Source organism: Delftia sp. ZNC0008, assembly GCF_000799035.1.
In the GTDB taxonomy this organism is placed as follows: domain Bacteria; phylum Pseudomonadota; class Gammaproteobacteria; order Burkholderiales; family Burkholderiaceae_C; genus Comamonas; species Comamonas tsuruhatensis.
On record NZ_JTKZ01000859.1, the window covers coordinates 1 to 14,758 of the forward strand.

Below are 14,758 nucleotides of genomic sequence, written 5' to 3' on the forward strand. Positions count from 1 at the left end.
CCGCGTCTGCATGGCTTCGGGAAACTCGATGAGCTTGCTGATGTAGTTGGTCAGCGATTCCTCGGGGCAGATGATGCGGTCGACGCCAAAGCCTTCCTTGCCCAGCAGCGCCTCGTCCTCGCCAAAGCCCGAGGAGCGCACGCGCGCGATGCGTGTGGGAATCTCGAACAGGACCTGGGCCAGCTTGCAGCACACAAGGTTGGTTTCGTCGAGCGCGGCGCAGGCGATCAGCAGGTCCGTGTCCTTGGCGCCGGCCTCGGCCAGCACATGGGGATCGATGCCGCTGCCCACGACGCCACGCAGGTCGAAGCGCGACTCCAGCTCGCGCAGGCGCCGTGCGTCGGTGTCGATCACCGTGATGTCGTTGCGTTCGGACACCAGGCTTTCTGCCACGCTGTAGCCCACACGGCCGGCGCCAAGAATGATGATTTTCATGGATTCATTGCAGTGCTGCGGTGCCGGCGCGGGGCATTCCGGCGCGCAGCACGGCTCGGTCAGGTGCGGACTTCGCCTTCACCCAGCACCACGTATTTGAGCGAGGTCAGGCCTTCGATGCCCACAGGACCGCGCGCATGGAACTTGTCGGTGCTGATGCCGATTTCCGCGCCCAGGCCGTACTCGAAGCCATCGGCAAAGCGCGTGCTGGCATTGACCATGACGCTGGCCGAGTCCACTTCGCGCAGAAAGCGCTGGGCGTGCATATGGTCGCGCGTCAGGATGGCGTCCGTGTGGTGGCTGGAGTAGCGGTTGATGTGGGCGATGGCCTCGTCCACGCCGGACACGATCTTGACGCTGATGATGGGCGCCAGATATTCCTCGCTCCAGTCCTGCTCGGTGGCCTCGGCCAGTTGAGCACCGGCCACAGACTTCAGGATGGCCAGCGATTCGGGGCAGCCGCGCATCTCGACCCCCTTGGCGGCGTAGATGGCGCCGATCTTCGGCAGGAATTCGGCGGCCACGCCGCGCGCCACCAGCAGGCTTTCACTGGCATTGCAGGGGCTGTACTTGTTGGTCTTGGCGTTGTCGGCCACCTTGACGGCCATGGCGATGTCGCAGGGATCATCGACATAGGTGTGGCAATTGCCGTCCAGGTGCTTGATGACGGGCACCTTGGCCTCGCGGCTGATGCGCTCGATCAGGCCCTTGCCGCCGCGCGGGATGATGACGTCCACGTAGTCGGGCATGGCGATGAGCTGGCCCACGGCCTCGCGGTCCGTGGTCTGCACCAGCTGCACGCCGTGCTCGGGCAGGCCGGCTTCGGCCAGCGCCCTGGCGACGAGGGCAGCCAGCGCCTTGTTGGAGTCGATGGCCTCGGAGCCGCCGCGCAGGATGCAGGCGTTGCCGCTCTTGATGCTGAGGCTGGCCGCCTCGATGGTCACGTTGGGGCGGCTTTCGTAGATCATGCCGAACACGCCGATCGGCACACGCATCTGGCCTACGCGGATGCCGCTGGGCATTTGCTTCATGCCGATGATCTCGCCGATCACATCGGCCATGGAGGCCAGCTGCTCACATCCCTGGGCACAGGTTTCCAGCACCTTGGGCGTCAGGCGCAGGCGGTCCACCATGGGAGCGGACAGGCCGTTGGCCACGGCGCGTTCGAGGTCACGGGCGTTGTCGGTCTGCAACGGCTCCACGTTCTCCCGCAGCAGGCGCGCCAGCGCCAGCAGGGCGCGGCTTTTGACGGCAGCCGAGGCTCGGGCCATCTGGGCGGAGGCCACTTTGGCCTGAACGCCCAGGTTGTGGGTGTATTCGACGATATTGAGCGCGTTCATTCCGAGATTCTCGCCGAGTTGCGCCCATTTGCGCACCGAGAGCGGGCATGCCCCGCGCCAACATGCGGCTGGGATGCGGCTGGGATGCGTCCTCGCACGGCCACCAGAGGGCAAACCCCGCGTTCCGGCGGCCGGCAGGATGTCGCGGCCACCCTACACTGCTGCCCAGTACGCAGAGGTTTTCCCGCCATGTCCACCAGCCACGACACTCTTCTCGCCGCCCAGCAACTCGCACAGTTGCGCGCGGGCTTCGCCCAACTGGCACAGCAGCAGCTGCCGGCCGCCGTGCTCGGGCAGCAGGCCAGGGCTTCCTCGGAGTTGCTGCAGGCCCTGCCGCCGCGCTACGGCGAAGTGCTGCTCAATCTGCTGGACCGATTGGAGTCCAGCGCGCTGTTCAGCGAGGAAAGCTGCTCCTTCAGCCAGAAGGACCTGCTGGACAACCTCGAGACCTGGGCCACCAAGGCCCAGGCGCAGCTGGAAAAGACGAGCTAGGAACGGGGTACGTCAGCCCTTGGCGCCGGCCTGGGCCAGGTCCATGGCCAGGCGGCGCAGGGCTTGCCAGCCGTCGCGGGGCCAGCCCTCGAAGGCCAGGCCCTTGACGATGCCGTCCACCGCGTGGGCCGATTGCAGCAGGCGCGCGGCCTGGGCGTCGGTGATGCGCGGCAGCAGGCGCTCGAACAAACGCTCCTTGACGCCCCAGACGCGCTGGGCGCGCAGGGCCATGGGCAGGGGCTGACCTGCGGCCATGGCGTCCTTGACGCGGCAGATGGAGCGGATGTCCTCGGCCAGGGTCCAATGCACCAGCACCTCGGCCGTGCCCTCGGCCTGCAGGCCGTCGAGCATGCGCGAGACGCGCGCCAACTGGCCGGACAGCACGGCCTCGGACAGCTTGAACACGTCGTAGCGCGCCACATTGAGCACTGCCTGCTCCACCTGCGCCTGGCTCAGCTCGCCGGCGGGGTGCAGCAGGGCCAGTTTCTGGATCTCCTGGTGTGCGGCCAGCAGGTTGCCCTCGACGCGGTCGGCAAAGAACTGCAGCGTGCGCTGGCCTTCCTCGCCGGGGGCCACGCGCTGGCCCTGGGCTGCCAGGCGCTGGGCAATCCAGGCCGGCAGCTGGCCGCGCTCTATGGGATCGATCTGCAGCGTCATGCCCTGGGCTTCCAGCGCGCTGAACCAGGCGCCGGTCCTGGTGGCCTTGTCCAGGCGCGGCAGCATGACCAGGGTGAGCGTGCTGTCATTGCCGCGCGCCGCCTCGGCGATCTGCTGCAGCGCGGCGCCGCCGTCCTTGCCGGGCTTGCCCGAGGGAATGCGGATCTCGATGATCTGCCGATCGGCAAACAGCGACAGCGAACCACCGGCCGCCAGCACGGCACTCCAGTCGAAATGGGCGCCGGCCACGGTGTAGCTGCTGCGCTCGGTGTAGCCCGCGGCGCGCGCGGCGGCACGGATGGCGTCGGCAGCCTCCTGCTGCTGCAGCGGCTCGTCGCCGTGCAGCACGTAGAGCGAGCGCAATCCCTTGGCCAGATGGCCGCCGAGCTGGTTCAGGGCAAGCTGCATGGGGCTCAGGTCAGGCTCTTGACGGCCGACAGGCGGCGCAGCAACTGCTGGACGATGTCGGTACGCATGTCCTTGTAGAGCATGGCCTCCTCGGCCTCCTTGGACAGCGCATTGGTTTCGTTGTACGTCACGTCGCGCTGCTGCAGGATCTCGGTCTCGGGGATCGGCTCGTCTCCATTGGGCGTGCGCAGCTTGAAGCGCACGCGCAGGCGCAGCTGCAGCTCGCGCACCTGGCCCAGCGCGTTCATGCCGACGATGACCCGCTCCTGCCGCTCGCTGATGATCTGGAAGATCGCATCCGCATCGTCGGGCGATGCCGGATCGCGCAGCACGGTCAGCTTGTCGCTGGCACTGGCCAGGTTGCGCGACAGCTCCCGCGCCACCGGAGAGCCCCGGCCCGCCTGGATGTAGAGCGAGCGGAAAACGAAGGTCGGCACCCCCCGCAGGCGAAAGCCGCAGGCCCCCAGCAGCGGAGCCAGGGCCAGGGCGGTGAGCAGGGTACGTTTTTGCATATCAGTTCTCCAAGGCGCTTGCGCCACTCACAGCCCTTGCAACGGTCGCGCCCAAAGCGAGGGACACCGAGCAAGGGCCGCCCCGCAGCGAGGGTGTCGTCCCCCCCGCGAAGCGAGAGGGGGAAGGCGCGCAGCGCCTCAGGGGGCATGCCATGGCCTAGACCACGACGTTGACCAGGCGGCCCGGCACCACGATCACCTTCTTGGGCGCCGCGCCATTGGTGAACTTCTGGCATTCCTCGTTGGCCAGGGCAATGCGCTCGATCTCGGCCTTGTCGGCCGTCGAGGACACGAGGATGGCCCCGCGCAGCTTGCCATTGACCTGCAGCACCAGAGAGATCTCGTCCTGCACCAGGGCCAGGGGATCGACCTGGGGCCAGGGCGCGTCCAGCACATCGCCCAGGTGGGCGGCGTAGCCCAGTTCGCTCCACAGCACATGGGCCAGGTGGGGCGTTGCCGGGTAGAGCACGCGCAGCAGGATGCCGAAGCCTTCGATCAGCGCCACCTGGGCGCCCGCGTCGTCGTGGGACTTGAAGTCCTCCAGCGCGTTGATCATCTTCATGGCGCCCGAGACCACGGTGTTGTACTGCATGCGCTGGTAGTCGTACTCCACCTGCTTGAGCACGGTGTGGATCTCCAGGCGCAGCGCCTTGGCGGCCTTGCCGAATGCCACGTCGTCCAGCGACTTGGCGCCGGCCACGCTCTGCACGGCGCCGGCCATGTCCATCTGCGACAGTTTGGCGCCGAAGTTGTAGACGCGGCGCAGGAAGCGGTAGCTGCCTTCGACGGCGGCATCGTTCCACTCCAGCGTCAGCTCGGGCGGCGCGGTGAACATGGTGTACAGGCGCGCGGTGTCGGCGCCGTACTTCTCGATCAGCTCCTGCGGATCGATGCCGTTGTTCTTGGACTTGGACATGGTGCCCACGCCCTCGTAGTCGATGTCCGTGCCCACGGGCAGCAGGCCGTCGGCGCTGTCCACCTCGGCCTTGAGCCTGGCGCCCACGATCTTGCCGGTCTCGTCGAACACATGCTCGACATCCTTGGGCCAGAAGTACTCCTTGGCACCCTTGGCCGTGCGGCGGCTGTAGATGTGGTTGAGCACCATGCCCTGGGTCAGCAGCTTGGTGAAGGGCTCATCGACCTTGACCAGGCCCAGGTCGCGCATGACCTTGGTCCAGAAGCGCGCGTACAGCAGGTGCAGGATGGCGTGCTCGATGCCGCCGATGTACTGGTCCATGCCGCTGCCGCCGGTGGCGGCATGCTGGTCCCGCATCCAGTAGTCCGTGCCCTTGCCCACCATCTGCTCGCTGTTCCTGGCGTCGCAATAGCGCATGAAGTACCAGGACGAGTCCACGAAGGTGTCCATGGTGTCGGTCTCGCGGCGCGCGCTCTTGCCGCAGCAGGGGCAGACCACGCCGGCGTGGAAGGCTTCGCTCTTGACCAGGGGGTTGCCCGAGCCATCGGGCACCAGGTCCTGGGGCAGGACCACGGGCAGGTCCTTGGCAGGCACGGGCTGGGCGCCGCAGTCCTCGCAGTGGATGATGGGAATCGGCGTGCCCCAGTAGCGCTGGCGGCTCACGCCCCAGTCGCGCAGGCGCCAGGTGGTTTTCTTCTCGCCAAGGCCCTTGGCGGCCAGCAGTTCGGCCACCTTGTCCACGGCCGCCACATGGGGCAGGCCGTCGAGTTCGCCGGATTCGATGCAGACAGCGCGCTGCTTGTCGCCGTACCAGTCGGCCCATGCCTCGGTGCTGAAGGTCTCGCCTTCGACCGCGATGACCTGGCGGATGGCGATGCCGTACTTCTTCGCAAAGGCGAAGTCGCGCTCGTCATGCGCGGGCACGCCCATGACGGCGCCGTCGCCGTAGCTCATGAGCACGTAGTTGCCGACCCAGACCTCGACCTGGGCACCCGTCAGCGGATGGGTGACGAACAGGCCCGTGGGCAGTCCTTCCTTTTCCTTGAGCGCGAGTTCGGCCTCGGTGGTGCCGCCCTTCTTGCATTCTTCGATGAAGGCCGCGAGCTTGGGCTGCGATGCCGCGGCATGCTGGGCCAGCGGGTGCTCGGGCGCCACGGCGCAGAAGGTCACGCCCATGATGGTGTCGGCGCGCGTGGTGAACACATACAGGCGCCCGTCCTGGATGGGCTGGCCGTCGGCGCCACGGATGTCGTGGGTGAACGCAAAGCGCACGCCCGCGCTCTTGCCGATCCAGTTTTCCTGCATCAGGCGCACTTTTTCAGGCCAGCCGGTCAGCGTGGCCTTGTCGCCGCCCACCTGGACATGGTCCAGCAGCTCCTGGGCGTAGTCGGTGATCTTCAGGTAGTAGCCGGGGATTTCGCGCTTTTCGACCGGCGCGCCCGTGCGCCAGCCGCGGCCGTCGATGACCTGCTCGTTGGCCAGCACGGTCTGGTCCACTGGGTCCCAGTTCACGATCTGGGTCTTGCGGTAGGCAATGCCCTTTTCCAGCATCTGCAGGAACAGCCACTGGTTCCACTTGTAGTAGTCGGGATCGCAGGTGGCCACTTCGCGGCTCCAGTCGATGGCCAGACCCATCGCCTGCATCTGCTTTTTCATGTAGGCGATGTTGTCGTAGGTCCACTGCGCAGGCGGCACCTTGTTCTTGAGCGCCGCGTTCTCGGCCGGCAGGCCGAAGGCATCCCAGCCCATGGGCATGAGGACGTTGTAGCCCTTCATGCGCAGCTGGCGCGCCAGCATGTCGTTGATGGTGTAGTTGCGCACATGGCCCATGTGCAGCTTGCCGCTGGGGTAGGGCAGCATGGAGCAGGCGTAGAACTTGGGCTTGGCCTGGTCTTCGGTCACGCGGTAGGCGTCGCGGGCGGACCAGTGGTCTTGCGCTGCGCGCTCAACGTCGATGTGGTTGTATTTCTCTTGCATGGTGCTGCGGCCCCAAGGGCCGGACAAGGTGGCCGGACGAGCCGGATGGCCGGAATCAACCGACGATTTTAGGGCCCCGGCCCGCCGGTGCCGCAAGCAGCCCACAAGCCCGCAGGCGGTACTGCGCCATCGGCACCCGGTTGCCCGGCCGCCGCGCGGGGAAAAGCCGCGCTGCGTATGCTTGGCACCCTCTGTGGCAGTGCGCCGCAGACGTTCCGCCATCGCCAGCCCGGACTTGCGCAGGAACGGATACGGACACCCCGGGCATGCCGCCATCGCGCGGCAGGTTTTTCCGCGCCCTGGAGTTTTCTCTTGCTGAACTGGTCTTTGATTTCCGGCTGGGATCCCGTCATGCAGGCCCTGGCTGCGCTGTGCGCGCTGGTGCTGCTGGCCCGCTCCGCGGGTTTTGTCGTGCAATGGCTGCTGTTGCGCGTGCTGCCGCGCATGCGCAGCACGCTGGTGGAGATGGAGTGGGCCCAGGTGCTGCTGCACGACAGCGTGCTGCAGCGGCTGGCCAAGGCCGTGCCTTCGCTGGTCATGCAGTCCGGCGTGCAGGCCATACCGCAGCTGCAGCCGCAGTGGGCCACCCTGATCCTGAACCTGGCCATCGCCTGCACCATCTACCACGTGGCCCGCGTGATCAGCGCCCTGCTCAATGCCATGAACGAGGCGCACGACCTCAAGGAAGAGCGCAAGGCCACGCAGGCGCACTCGATCAAGAGCTATGTGCAGCTGGGCAAGCTGCTGGTGTTCCTGATCGCCATCGTGCTCATCGTCGCCACCCTGGTGGACCGCTCGCCGCTGCTGCTGCTGTCCGGCCTGGGCGCGGCCTCGGCCGTGCTGATGCTGATCTTCAAGGACACCATCATGTCCTTCGTGGCCGGCGTGCAGCTGGGCTCCAACGACATGCTGCGCGTGGGCGACTGGATCGAGATGCCCCAGGTCGGCGCCGACGGCTTCGTGATCGACATCGCGCTGCACACGGTCAAGGTGCAGAACTGGGACAAGACCATCACCACCATTCCGACCTGGCGGCTGATGAGCGACAGCTACAAGAACTGGCGCGGCATGTTCGAGTCGGGCGGGCGCCGCATCCGCCGCTCGCTGCACATAGACGCCCACACCATCCGCCTGCTGACGGCAGAGCAGCGGCAGAAATTGTCATTGCTCGAGCCCCTCAAGGACTATTGGAGCAGTGATGGCGGCCTGCGCATGGCCGATGCGCCGGCGGGCAGCGAGATGGCAGCGCAGCATCTGAGCAATCTGGCCGCGTTCAAGGCCTATGCATACGCCTACCTGCTGCGCCATCCGCACATCCACAAGACGCCGAACATGTTCCTGCTGGTGCGCACCATGGAGCCTTCGCCCATGGGCGTGCCGCTGGAGCTGTTTTGCTACACCAGCACCACGGTCTGGGTGGAGTACGAGGCCATACAGGGCGCGATCTTCGATCACCTGATCGGCATGCTGCCGCTGTTCGGGCTCAGTCTGTACCAGCGTTCCTCGGACCATGGCCAGCATCTGCGGCTGGCGGGCAACGAGCGCTGGCCCGAAGGACAGGACTAGGTTCGCGGGCACAGGCCCGGCGGCGCTTGAGCGCTTGAGCGCCTGATCGCTTCAGCGCCCGGCGCCGGTGGGACCCAGGACGGCTGCGGGTTTTCCATCCTGGTTTCGCGCCGGCTCGGCCACGAAGCCTATGCGCGTCAGCCCTGCCGCGTGGGCCCAGCCCATGAGTTCGGCCACACGGCCATAGGGCACGGCCTGGTCGGCACGCAGTTGCAGTTCTGCCTGGGGGTTGCGCGCGCCGAGCTGAGCGAGGCGCTCACGCAGCGCATCCGCCGTGGCGGGCTGGCCCTGCATCCAGAGCGCACCCTTCGCATCGACCTCCAGCAGCAGCGCATCGTCCTCGCCCGCGGCGGCCATGGGCTGGGTGCCCTGGGCCTGGGGCAATTGCACGCGCAGCGAGGCGGCCAGCATGGGTGCCGCGAGGATGAAGATGACGACGAGCACCAGCATCACATCCACCAGCGGGGTGACGTTGATGGCGTGCATGGGCTGGGAGGAGCTTTCCTTGCCGCTCAGTCGTCCAAAGGCCATGTGTGCTCCTGGCGAGCCGCCCCGTCAGGGCGCTTCCATGGGGCCGGCCGGCAGGCCGGCGACGGCCATGCCGTCATCGTGCGGCGCCTGCTCGGCCGGCTGGGTGCCGAACAGGGCCTGCAGGTCATGGGCAAAGCCTTCCAGCATGGCCTCCATCTGGGCCGCGGCCCGGCCCAGCAGGTTGTAGGCCAGCACGGCCGGCAGGGCCACGGCCAGTCCGGCCGCCGTCATCACCAGGGCCTCGCCCACCGGGCCGGCCAGTTGTTCGATGCCGATCTGCCCGCTGCCCGCCAGCGTGGCCAGCGCGTGGTGAATGCCCCAGACGGTGCCCAGCAGGCCGACAAAAGGTGCCGTGGCGCCCACCGTGGCCAACAGGGTCTGGCCCCATTGCAGCTGGTGGCTGGCCGATTGCAGCGCCTGGCGAAGCCCCCGCGTCAGGCGGACGGAATGCGCCGCGCGTCCCGCAAGCGCCAGGCCGCTGCCCATGGGCGCCAGCGCCTGTGTCACGGCCTCGGCCATGGGTGCCACCAGTTGCTGGCGATCCCCCTCGCCCATGCGGGCCTGGCCCGAGGCCAGGTCCGGCGCGCTCCAGAAGGCCGCAATGGCCTGGGGAACGCGGCGCCGGCTGGCGGCCATGAACCAGACCTTCCAGACGATGACCACCCAGCTGGCCACCGACAGCGCCAGCAGCAGCAGCGCCGTGCCGCGCGCGACGGCATCGCCTTGCTGCCACCAGAGCCAGAGTGGACCGCTCATGGTCTTACCTTGCCCGTGCTGCGAGCCTCGTCACAGGCCCAATACGGCGTACATGTCGTACTGGCCGCTGGTCTTGCCCGCCAGGAAGCGCGCGGCACGCAGGCTGCCCTGGGCATAGCCGGCACGGCTGCTGGACTTGTGCGAGATCTCGATGCGCTCGCCCGTGCCCGCAAACAGCACCGTGTGGTCGCCGATGATGTCGCCACCGCGCACGGTGGCAAAGCCGATGGTGTTGTCCTCGCGCGCACCGGTGTGGCCGAAGCGCTCGTAGACGGCGCGGTCGGCCAGCTTCGTGCCCTGGGCTTCGGCGATGACCTCGCCCATCTTGAGGGCGGTGCCCGAAGGCGCATCCACCTTGTGGCGGTGGTGGGCCTCGACGATCTCGATGTCGTAGCCGCTGGACAGGGCCTTGGCCGCCATCTCCAGCAGCTTGAAGGTCACGTTCACGCCCACGCTCATGTTGGGCGACAGCACCACGGCCGTGCGCTGGGCGTACTCGGCGATGCGGGCCTTTTGCTCGTCGCTGAAGCCCGTGGTGCCGATGACCAGCCTGACGCCCAGTTCGGCGCAGATGGCCAGGTGCTCCAACGTGCCCTCGGGGCGCGTGAAGTCGATCAGGCAGTCGGCCTTGGACAGCGCGGCGCGCACATCGCTTTCGATGACGATGCCGCTGGCCAGGCCCAGGAAGGCCGAGGGATCGGTGCCCAGCGCAGGGCTGTCGGGACGGTCCAGCGCGGCGGTCAGCGCAAGGTCATCGCTTTGCGCGATGGCCTCGATCAGCATGCGGCCCATGCGGCCGGAGGCGCCGGCCACGGCCACGCGCAGGCGCTGGTTGTTGCTGGAGGAAGTGGCGGTCGTGGCGTTCATGTCGGGAAAGAGATGCAAAGGCTCAATGCGTGGAAAGTGGACTGCCCGGGCGCACGGCAGGCACCGCGGCAGCCGCCATCCACGGAAAAACGCCCGCATGCCTTGCGGCGCGCGGGCGGCGATATCAGCGGGCGCCGGGCTCCAGTGGCGGATAGCTGGCCGCCGCGGGCGGCGGCTCGGCGGCCACGGGCTCTTCGACCGGCTTGGCAGCGGGGAACTTGGACAGTTGCTCCTCGCTGGCTTCCAGCTGAGGAATCTTGCCCAGCTTCTTCTTGGAGCCCAGGCTGGCGACGAATTCGGCCTCGGTGGGCATCTCGTCGCCTTCGGAGCGGGCGAACAGGTCGCCGTTGAAGAAGACGGTCAGCTTGCGCACCTGGGAATCGACGCCGGGACGCTTGATGGTGAACACATATTCCCAGCGGTCGGCGTGGAATACGCTGGTGACCAGCGGCGTGCCGAGGATGTCACGCACCTGCTGGCGGCTCATGCCGGGCTGCAGGGCCTCGACCTGTTCGCGGGAGACGAAGTTGCCTTGGACGACCTCGACCTTGTAGGGAGTGACGACATTGGCGACTCGGTGCGCGGCGCCATCGAGGCTGCTGCAGCCTGCCAGCGCCACCCCGATCAACAGCATCAGGGCCGCACTGGCGCGGCAACGGGCTTGAACATGCATTGGTATCAGCATAGGGATATGATCGTGGATCATTGTAGCGGCTGGTCCCCGGGGCTTGCGATCATGCGACGCCCCTGGCACCAGGGCCATTTTGTTCGCCGTCCCGCACCTGCCGTGGTGGCAGCCCAGCGGGCAGTCTCTGCCAAAGACCCAGACATGAAGAACATCGACGAACTCAAGAGTACCGGCCTGAAGGCCACGCTGCCCCGCCTGAAGATCCTGGAGATCTTCCAGACGGGTGCGCAACGCCACATGACGGCCGAAGACGTGTTCCGCGTGCTGCTGGACGAGCGTTCGGACATCGGCCTGGCCACGGTCTACCGCGTGCTCACGCAGTTCGAGCAGGCAGGCATCCTCATCCGCAGCAATTTCGAGAGCGGCAAGGCCGTCTACGAGCTCAATGAAGGCCAGCACCACGACCACTTTGTCTGCACCAGCTGCGGCAAGGTCGAGGAGTTCTACGATCCCGATATCGAAAAGCGCCAGAACCTGATCGCCAAGGCCAAGGGCTGGGTGATCCAGGACCATTCGATGGCCCTGTACGGACAGTGCGCTGAATGCGCGAGCCGGCCCAGCAAATAAGGCAGGGTCCCTCAGAAAAAGCGGAGTGCTTCACACTCCGCTTTTTTTTGCCTTTTACTTTTTGCTACCGGCGCTTTACAGGGCGAAGCACATGGGTGGAGGATGCTGGCGTCCAATGGATGCCCCCTACCCACCGAGACACCATGCGCCGCACTTCGCCGTTCGCCATCGCTCTCACTTTCTCCGCCATCGTCCTGGCCACAGGCTGTGCGCCCTTGCAGGCCCCGCCGTCGTCCGCAGCGGCCGCGCTACAGGGAGTGGCCGAGGCACCGCTCACCGCCGCGCAGCGCCAGCAATGGCTGGACCGCGTCACCTGGGGCGCCACCGACAGCGAGGATGCGCAGCTGCAGCGCCTGGGCCTCAAGGCCTGGCTGGCCCGGCAACTGCAGCCGGGGCCTCAGCCGCTGCCTGCGCAGGCGCAGCAGCGCATTGATGAGCTGGGTATCAGCCAGCGCCCCATGGACCAGGTGCTGCTGGAGCTGGGCGACCAGCGCAAGGCCGTGCAGGAAGCCGCATCGGCCGATGAAAAGGCCGCGCGGCAGCAGGCCTACCAGCGCACGCTGAACCAGCTGGGCAGCGATGCCCAGAAGCGCTTCGTGATCCGCGCGCTGTACTCGCCGGCACAGCTGCAAGAGCAGATGACCTGGTTCTGGATGAACCATTTCAGCGTCAGCCTGCGCAAGGCCGATATCCGCGCCTGGGTGGGCGACTACGAGGAGCAGGCCATACGCCCGTATGCGCTGGGCAGTTTCCGCAGCCTGCTGGAGGCCTCGCTGCGCCACCCGGCCATGCTGCGCTACCTGGACAACGCCAGCAATGCGGCGGGCCGCATCAACGAAAACTACGCGCGCGAGCTGCTGGAGCTGCACACCATGGGCGTGGGCAGCGGCTACACCCAGGCCGACGTGCAGGAGATGGCGCGCATCCTGACAGGCGTGGGCATCAATCTGCAGCCGGCCGGCACGCCGCCGCCGCGCATGCGCGCCGGGCGCCAGGGCGACTACCTGCGCTCGGGATTCTTCGAGTTCAATCCCAACCGGCACGACTACGGAGCCAAGACCTTCCTGGGCCAGCCCCTGAACGCACGCGGCATGGCCGAGGTCCAGGAGGCGCTGGACCGCATCGTCGCCGCGCCGGCCACGGCGCAGTTCATCGCGCACAAGCTGGCGGTGTTCTTCATTGCCGACGATCCGCCGCCGGCCCTGGTGCAGCGCACGGCACAGGCCTTCACGCGCAGCCGGGGCGACATCGCAGCCACCGTGGCAGCGCTGCTGACCGATCCGGAGGCCGCGCGCTTTGGCCGCAAGTTCCGCGATCCGCTGCACTACGTGCTGGCCGCCACGCGGCTGTCGGTGGACCAGCGCGTGGCGGCCGACGTGGCGCCCGTGCTGGGCTGGATCAACCGGCTGGGCCAGAACCTCTACGCGCATGAGACGCCGGACGGCTATCCGCAGATGCAGTCCGACTGGGCCAGTTCGGGCCAGATGGCGGCACGCTTCGAGGTGGCGCGCCAGATCGCCACGCGCAGCGCCGTGCTGTTTCGCGCCGACCCCAAGGAGGCGCTGGAGAAGCCGCCCTACCCCATGCTGTCGGAACGGGCCAGCGTGCGCCAGCGCCTGCCCCAGTGGAGCCAGGCCACGCAGGCGGCACTGGCCCAGGCCCGCAATCCGGCGGACTGGAATACCTACTTCCTGTCCGCACCCGAGATGATGTTCCGCTGAACCCCGGAGACTTTCCATGCAGCGACGCCACTTCCTGACCATGGCATCGGCCCTGCCCTTTGCCGCCCACCTGGGCCGGCTGCAGGCGGCCGCCCTCCAGCCAGCCACGCCGCGCCTGCTGCTGGTGTTTCTGCGCGGTGCCTATGACTGCAACAGTCTGCTGGTGCCCACGCACAGCGACTTCTACTACGAGGCCCGTCCCAGCATTGCCATCCCCCGTCCCGGCGAGGCCGGCGGCGCGCTGGCGCTGGATGGCCGCTGGGGCCTGCACCCGATGCTGGAGGACAGCATCCATCCGCTGTTCCAGGCCGGCCAGGCCTGCTTCGTGCCCTTTGCAGGCACGCACGACCTGTCGCGCAGCCATTTCGAGACACAGGACTCCATCGAACTGGGCCAGGGCCTGGACGGGCGCCGCAGCTACCAGTCGGGCTTTCTGAACCGGCTGGCCCAGGTGCTGGGGCAGGACGGGCGGGGCCCGGTGTCGCCCATGTCGTTCACGCCCCAGTTGCCACTACTGCTGCGTGGCAGCCTGCCGTCCGCCAACATGGCCCTGGCGTCCGTGGGCAAGGGCGGGCTGGACGATAGACGCAGCCAGGCCATTGCCGCCATGTACGCAGGCACTGCCCTGGGCACTGCCGTGCAGGAGGGCTTTGCCGTGCGCGATGCGGTGCAGCGCAGCGTGCAGGAAGAGATGGACCAGGCCGGGCGCGACGCCATCAGCGCGCGGGGCTTTGCGCTGGTGGCGCAGCGCATGGCGGCCCTGATGCGCGAGCGCTTCGACCTGGGCTTCGTCGATGTAGGCGGCTGGGACACGCATGTGGCCCAGGGCGGCGCCACAGGCGCGCTGGCCGGACGGCTGGACGAGCTGGGCCGGGGCCTGGCCGGTTTTGCCCAGGAGATAGGTCCCGAGGCCTGGCGCCATACGGTGGTGGTGGTGATCAGCGAATTCGGCCGCACCTTCCGCGAGAACGGCAACAAGGGCACGGACCACGGCCACGGCACGACCTACTGGCTGCTGGGCGGCGGGCTTTCCGCGCGCGCGGGCGGTCGCATCGTGGGAGAGCAGGTCGAGGTCAACCAGAAAAACCTGTTCCAGAACCGCGACCATCCCGTGCTCAACGAGTACCGCGCCGTGCTGGGCGGCCTGTTCCAGCGCATGTATGGACTGAGCCCGGCCCAGCTGCAGCGTGTCTTCGAAGGCGCGACGCCCCGCGACCTGCAACTCGTCTGACTACGGCAGCGCCTGCGGCGGCACTGGCACGCCGGACAGCTTGTCGGGATTGCGCAGCGTGTAGATGCGGCGGATCAGGCCGTCTTCGACGCGG

Annotated in this window: 14 protein-coding genes; 5 read left to right on the forward strand and 9 right to left on the reverse strand. The window is 67.6% G+C overall.

Going from position 1 to position 14,758, the window contains the following annotated elements:
- Positions 1–435: NAD-binding protein (locus tag L995_RS27555; protein ID WP_047474546.1), on the reverse strand; the 435-nt coding region annotated here is incomplete at its 3' end.
- 59 nt (positions 436–494) lie between these two features.
- Entirely contained in the window at positions 495–1,775 is a 1,281-nt protein-coding gene (locus L995_RS27560; RefSeq protein WP_016447203.1) for a glutamate-5-semialdehyde dehydrogenase, read from the reverse strand.
- 189 nt (positions 1,776–1,964) lie between these two features.
- Between L995_RS27560 and L995_RS27565 the strand changes: the two genes are divergently transcribed.
- Complete coding sequence (locus L995_RS27565; protein ID WP_016447204.1) at positions 1,965–2,267, forward strand: hypothetical protein; 303 nt, start codon at positions 1,965–1,967, stop codon at positions 2,265–2,267.
- Positions 2,268–2,279: 12 nt separating this feature from the next.
- On the opposite strand, the gene holA is transcribed toward L995_RS27565, so the two are convergent.
- The 3 genes from holA to leuS all read right to left on the reverse strand — a co-directional run bounded on the left by holA (position 2,280) and on the right by leuS (position 6,737).
- On the reverse strand, positions 2,280–3,332 hold the full coding sequence (gene holA, locus L995_RS27570) for a DNA polymerase III subunit delta (RefSeq protein WP_016447205.1): 1,053 nt from the start codon (positions 3,330–3,332) through the stop codon (positions 2,280–2,282).
- Positions 3,333–3,337: 5 nt separating this feature from the next.
- Positions 3,338–3,844, reverse strand: a complete 507-nt coding sequence (locus L995_RS27575) for an LPS-assembly lipoprotein LptE (RefSeq protein ID WP_016447206.1) — start codon at positions 3,842–3,844, stop codon at positions 3,338–3,340.
- Between the two features lie 157 nt (positions 3,845–4,001).
- A complete protein-coding gene (gene leuS / locus L995_RS27580) occupies positions 4,002–6,737 on the reverse strand; it encodes a leucine--tRNA ligase (RefSeq protein WP_047474547.1) in 2,736 nt (911 codons plus the stop codon).
- Positions 6,738–7,088: 351 nt separating this feature from the next.
- On the opposite strand from leuS, the gene L995_RS27585 reads away from it, so the two are divergent.
- Positions 7,089–8,303 (forward strand): mechanosensitive ion channel family protein, encoded by a 1,215-nt coding sequence (locus L995_RS27585; protein ID WP_016447208.1) that lies wholly within the window; start codon positions 7,089–7,091, stop codon positions 8,301–8,303.
- Positions 8,304–8,354: 51 nt separating this feature from the next.
- Here L995_RS27585 and L995_RS27590 read toward each other — a convergent pair whose 3' ends face one another.
- The 4 genes from L995_RS27590 to L995_RS27605 form a co-directional block, all read right to left on the reverse strand.
- Entirely contained in the window at positions 8,355–8,834 is a 480-nt protein-coding gene (locus L995_RS27590; RefSeq protein ID WP_016447209.1) for an ExbD/TolR family protein, read from the reverse strand.
- A 24-nt stretch (positions 8,835–8,858) separates the two neighbouring features.
- A complete protein-coding gene (locus L995_RS27595; protein ID WP_047474548.1) occupies positions 8,859–9,590 on the reverse strand; it encodes a MotA/TolQ/ExbB proton channel family protein in 732 nt (243 codons plus the stop codon).
- A 30-nt stretch (positions 9,591–9,620) separates the two neighbouring features.
- Positions 9,621–10,457: a 4-hydroxy-tetrahydrodipicolinate reductase gene (gene dapB, locus L995_RS27600; RefSeq protein ID WP_017407286.1), complete on the reverse strand. Its 837-nt coding sequence runs from the start codon at positions 10,455–10,457 to the stop codon at positions 9,621–9,623.
- Between the two features lie 124 nt (positions 10,458–10,581).
- The gene (locus L995_RS27605) at positions 10,582–11,130 is read right to left on the reverse strand and encodes an outer membrane protein assembly factor BamE (protein WP_016447212.1); all 549 of its coding nucleotides are present in this window, start codon (positions 11,128–11,130) and stop codon (positions 10,582–10,584) included.
- A 156-nt stretch (positions 11,131–11,286) separates the two neighbouring features.
- Between L995_RS27605 and fur the strand changes: the two genes are divergently transcribed.
- From fur to L995_RS27620, 3 genes are all read left to right on the forward strand, one after another.
- Entirely contained in the window at positions 11,287–11,712 is a 426-nt protein-coding gene (gene fur / locus L995_RS27610; protein WP_013804774.1) for a ferric iron uptake transcriptional regulator, read from the forward strand.
- Positions 11,713–11,855: 143 nt separating this feature from the next.
- Positions 11,856–13,433, forward strand: a complete 1,578-nt coding sequence (locus L995_RS27615; RefSeq protein WP_047474549.1) for a DUF1800 domain-containing protein — start codon at positions 11,856–11,858, stop codon at positions 13,431–13,433.
- Between the two features lie 16 nt (positions 13,434–13,449).
- The gene (locus tag L995_RS27620; protein ID WP_017407283.1) at positions 13,450–14,664 is read left to right on the forward strand and encodes a DUF1501 domain-containing protein; all 1,215 of its coding nucleotides are present in this window, start codon (positions 13,450–13,452) and stop codon (positions 14,662–14,664) included.
- Positions 14,665–14,758: the final 94 nt, after the last annotated feature.

Coding starts and splice junctions, on each gene's coding strand:
- holA (WP_016447205.1), bottom strand. CDS start 3,332: ATGCAGCTTGCCCTGAACCAGCTCGGCGGCCATCTGGCCAAGGGATTG.
- leuS (WP_047474547.1), bottom strand. CDS start 6,737: ATGCAAGAGAAATACAACCACATCGACGTTGAGCGCGCAGCGCAAGAC.
- L995_RS27620 (WP_017407283.1), top strand. CDS start 13,450: ATGCAGCGACGCCACTTCCTGACCATGGCATCGGCCCTGCCCTTTGCC.
- L995_RS27615 (WP_047474549.1), top strand. CDS start 11,856: ATGCGCCGCACTTCGCCGTTCGCCATCGCTCTCACTTTCTCCGCCATC.
- fur (WP_013804774.1), top strand. CDS start 11,287: ATGAAGAACATCGACGAACTCAAGAGTACCGGCCTGAAGGCCACGCTG.
- L995_RS27590 (WP_016447209.1), bottom strand. CDS start 8,834: ATGGCCTTTGGACGACTGAGCGGCAAGGAAAGCTCCTCCCAGCCCATG.
- L995_RS27585 (WP_016447208.1), top strand. CDS start 7,089: ATGCAGGCCCTGGCTGCGCTGTGCGCGCTGGTGCTGCTGGCCCGCTCC.
- L995_RS27595 (WP_047474548.1), bottom strand. CDS start 9,590: ATGAGCGGTCCACTCTGGCTCTGGTGGCAGCAAGGCGATGCCGTCGCG.
- L995_RS27575 (WP_016447206.1), bottom strand. CDS start 3,844: ATGCAAAAACGTACCCTGCTCACCGCCCTGGCCCTGGCTCCGCTGCTG.
- L995_RS27560 (WP_016447203.1), bottom strand. CDS start 1,775: ATGAACGCGCTCAATATCGTCGAATACACCCACAACCTGGGCGTTCAG.
- L995_RS27565 (WP_016447204.1), top strand. CDS start 1,965: ATGTCCACCAGCCACGACACTCTTCTCGCCGCCCAGCAACTCGCACAG.
- L995_RS27605 (WP_016447212.1), bottom strand. CDS start 11,130: ATGCATGTTCAAGCCCGTTGCCGCGCCAGTGCGGCCCTGATGCTGTTG.
- dapB (WP_017407286.1), bottom strand. CDS start 10,457: ATGAACGCCACGACCGCCACTTCCTCCAGCAACAACCAGCGCCTGCGC.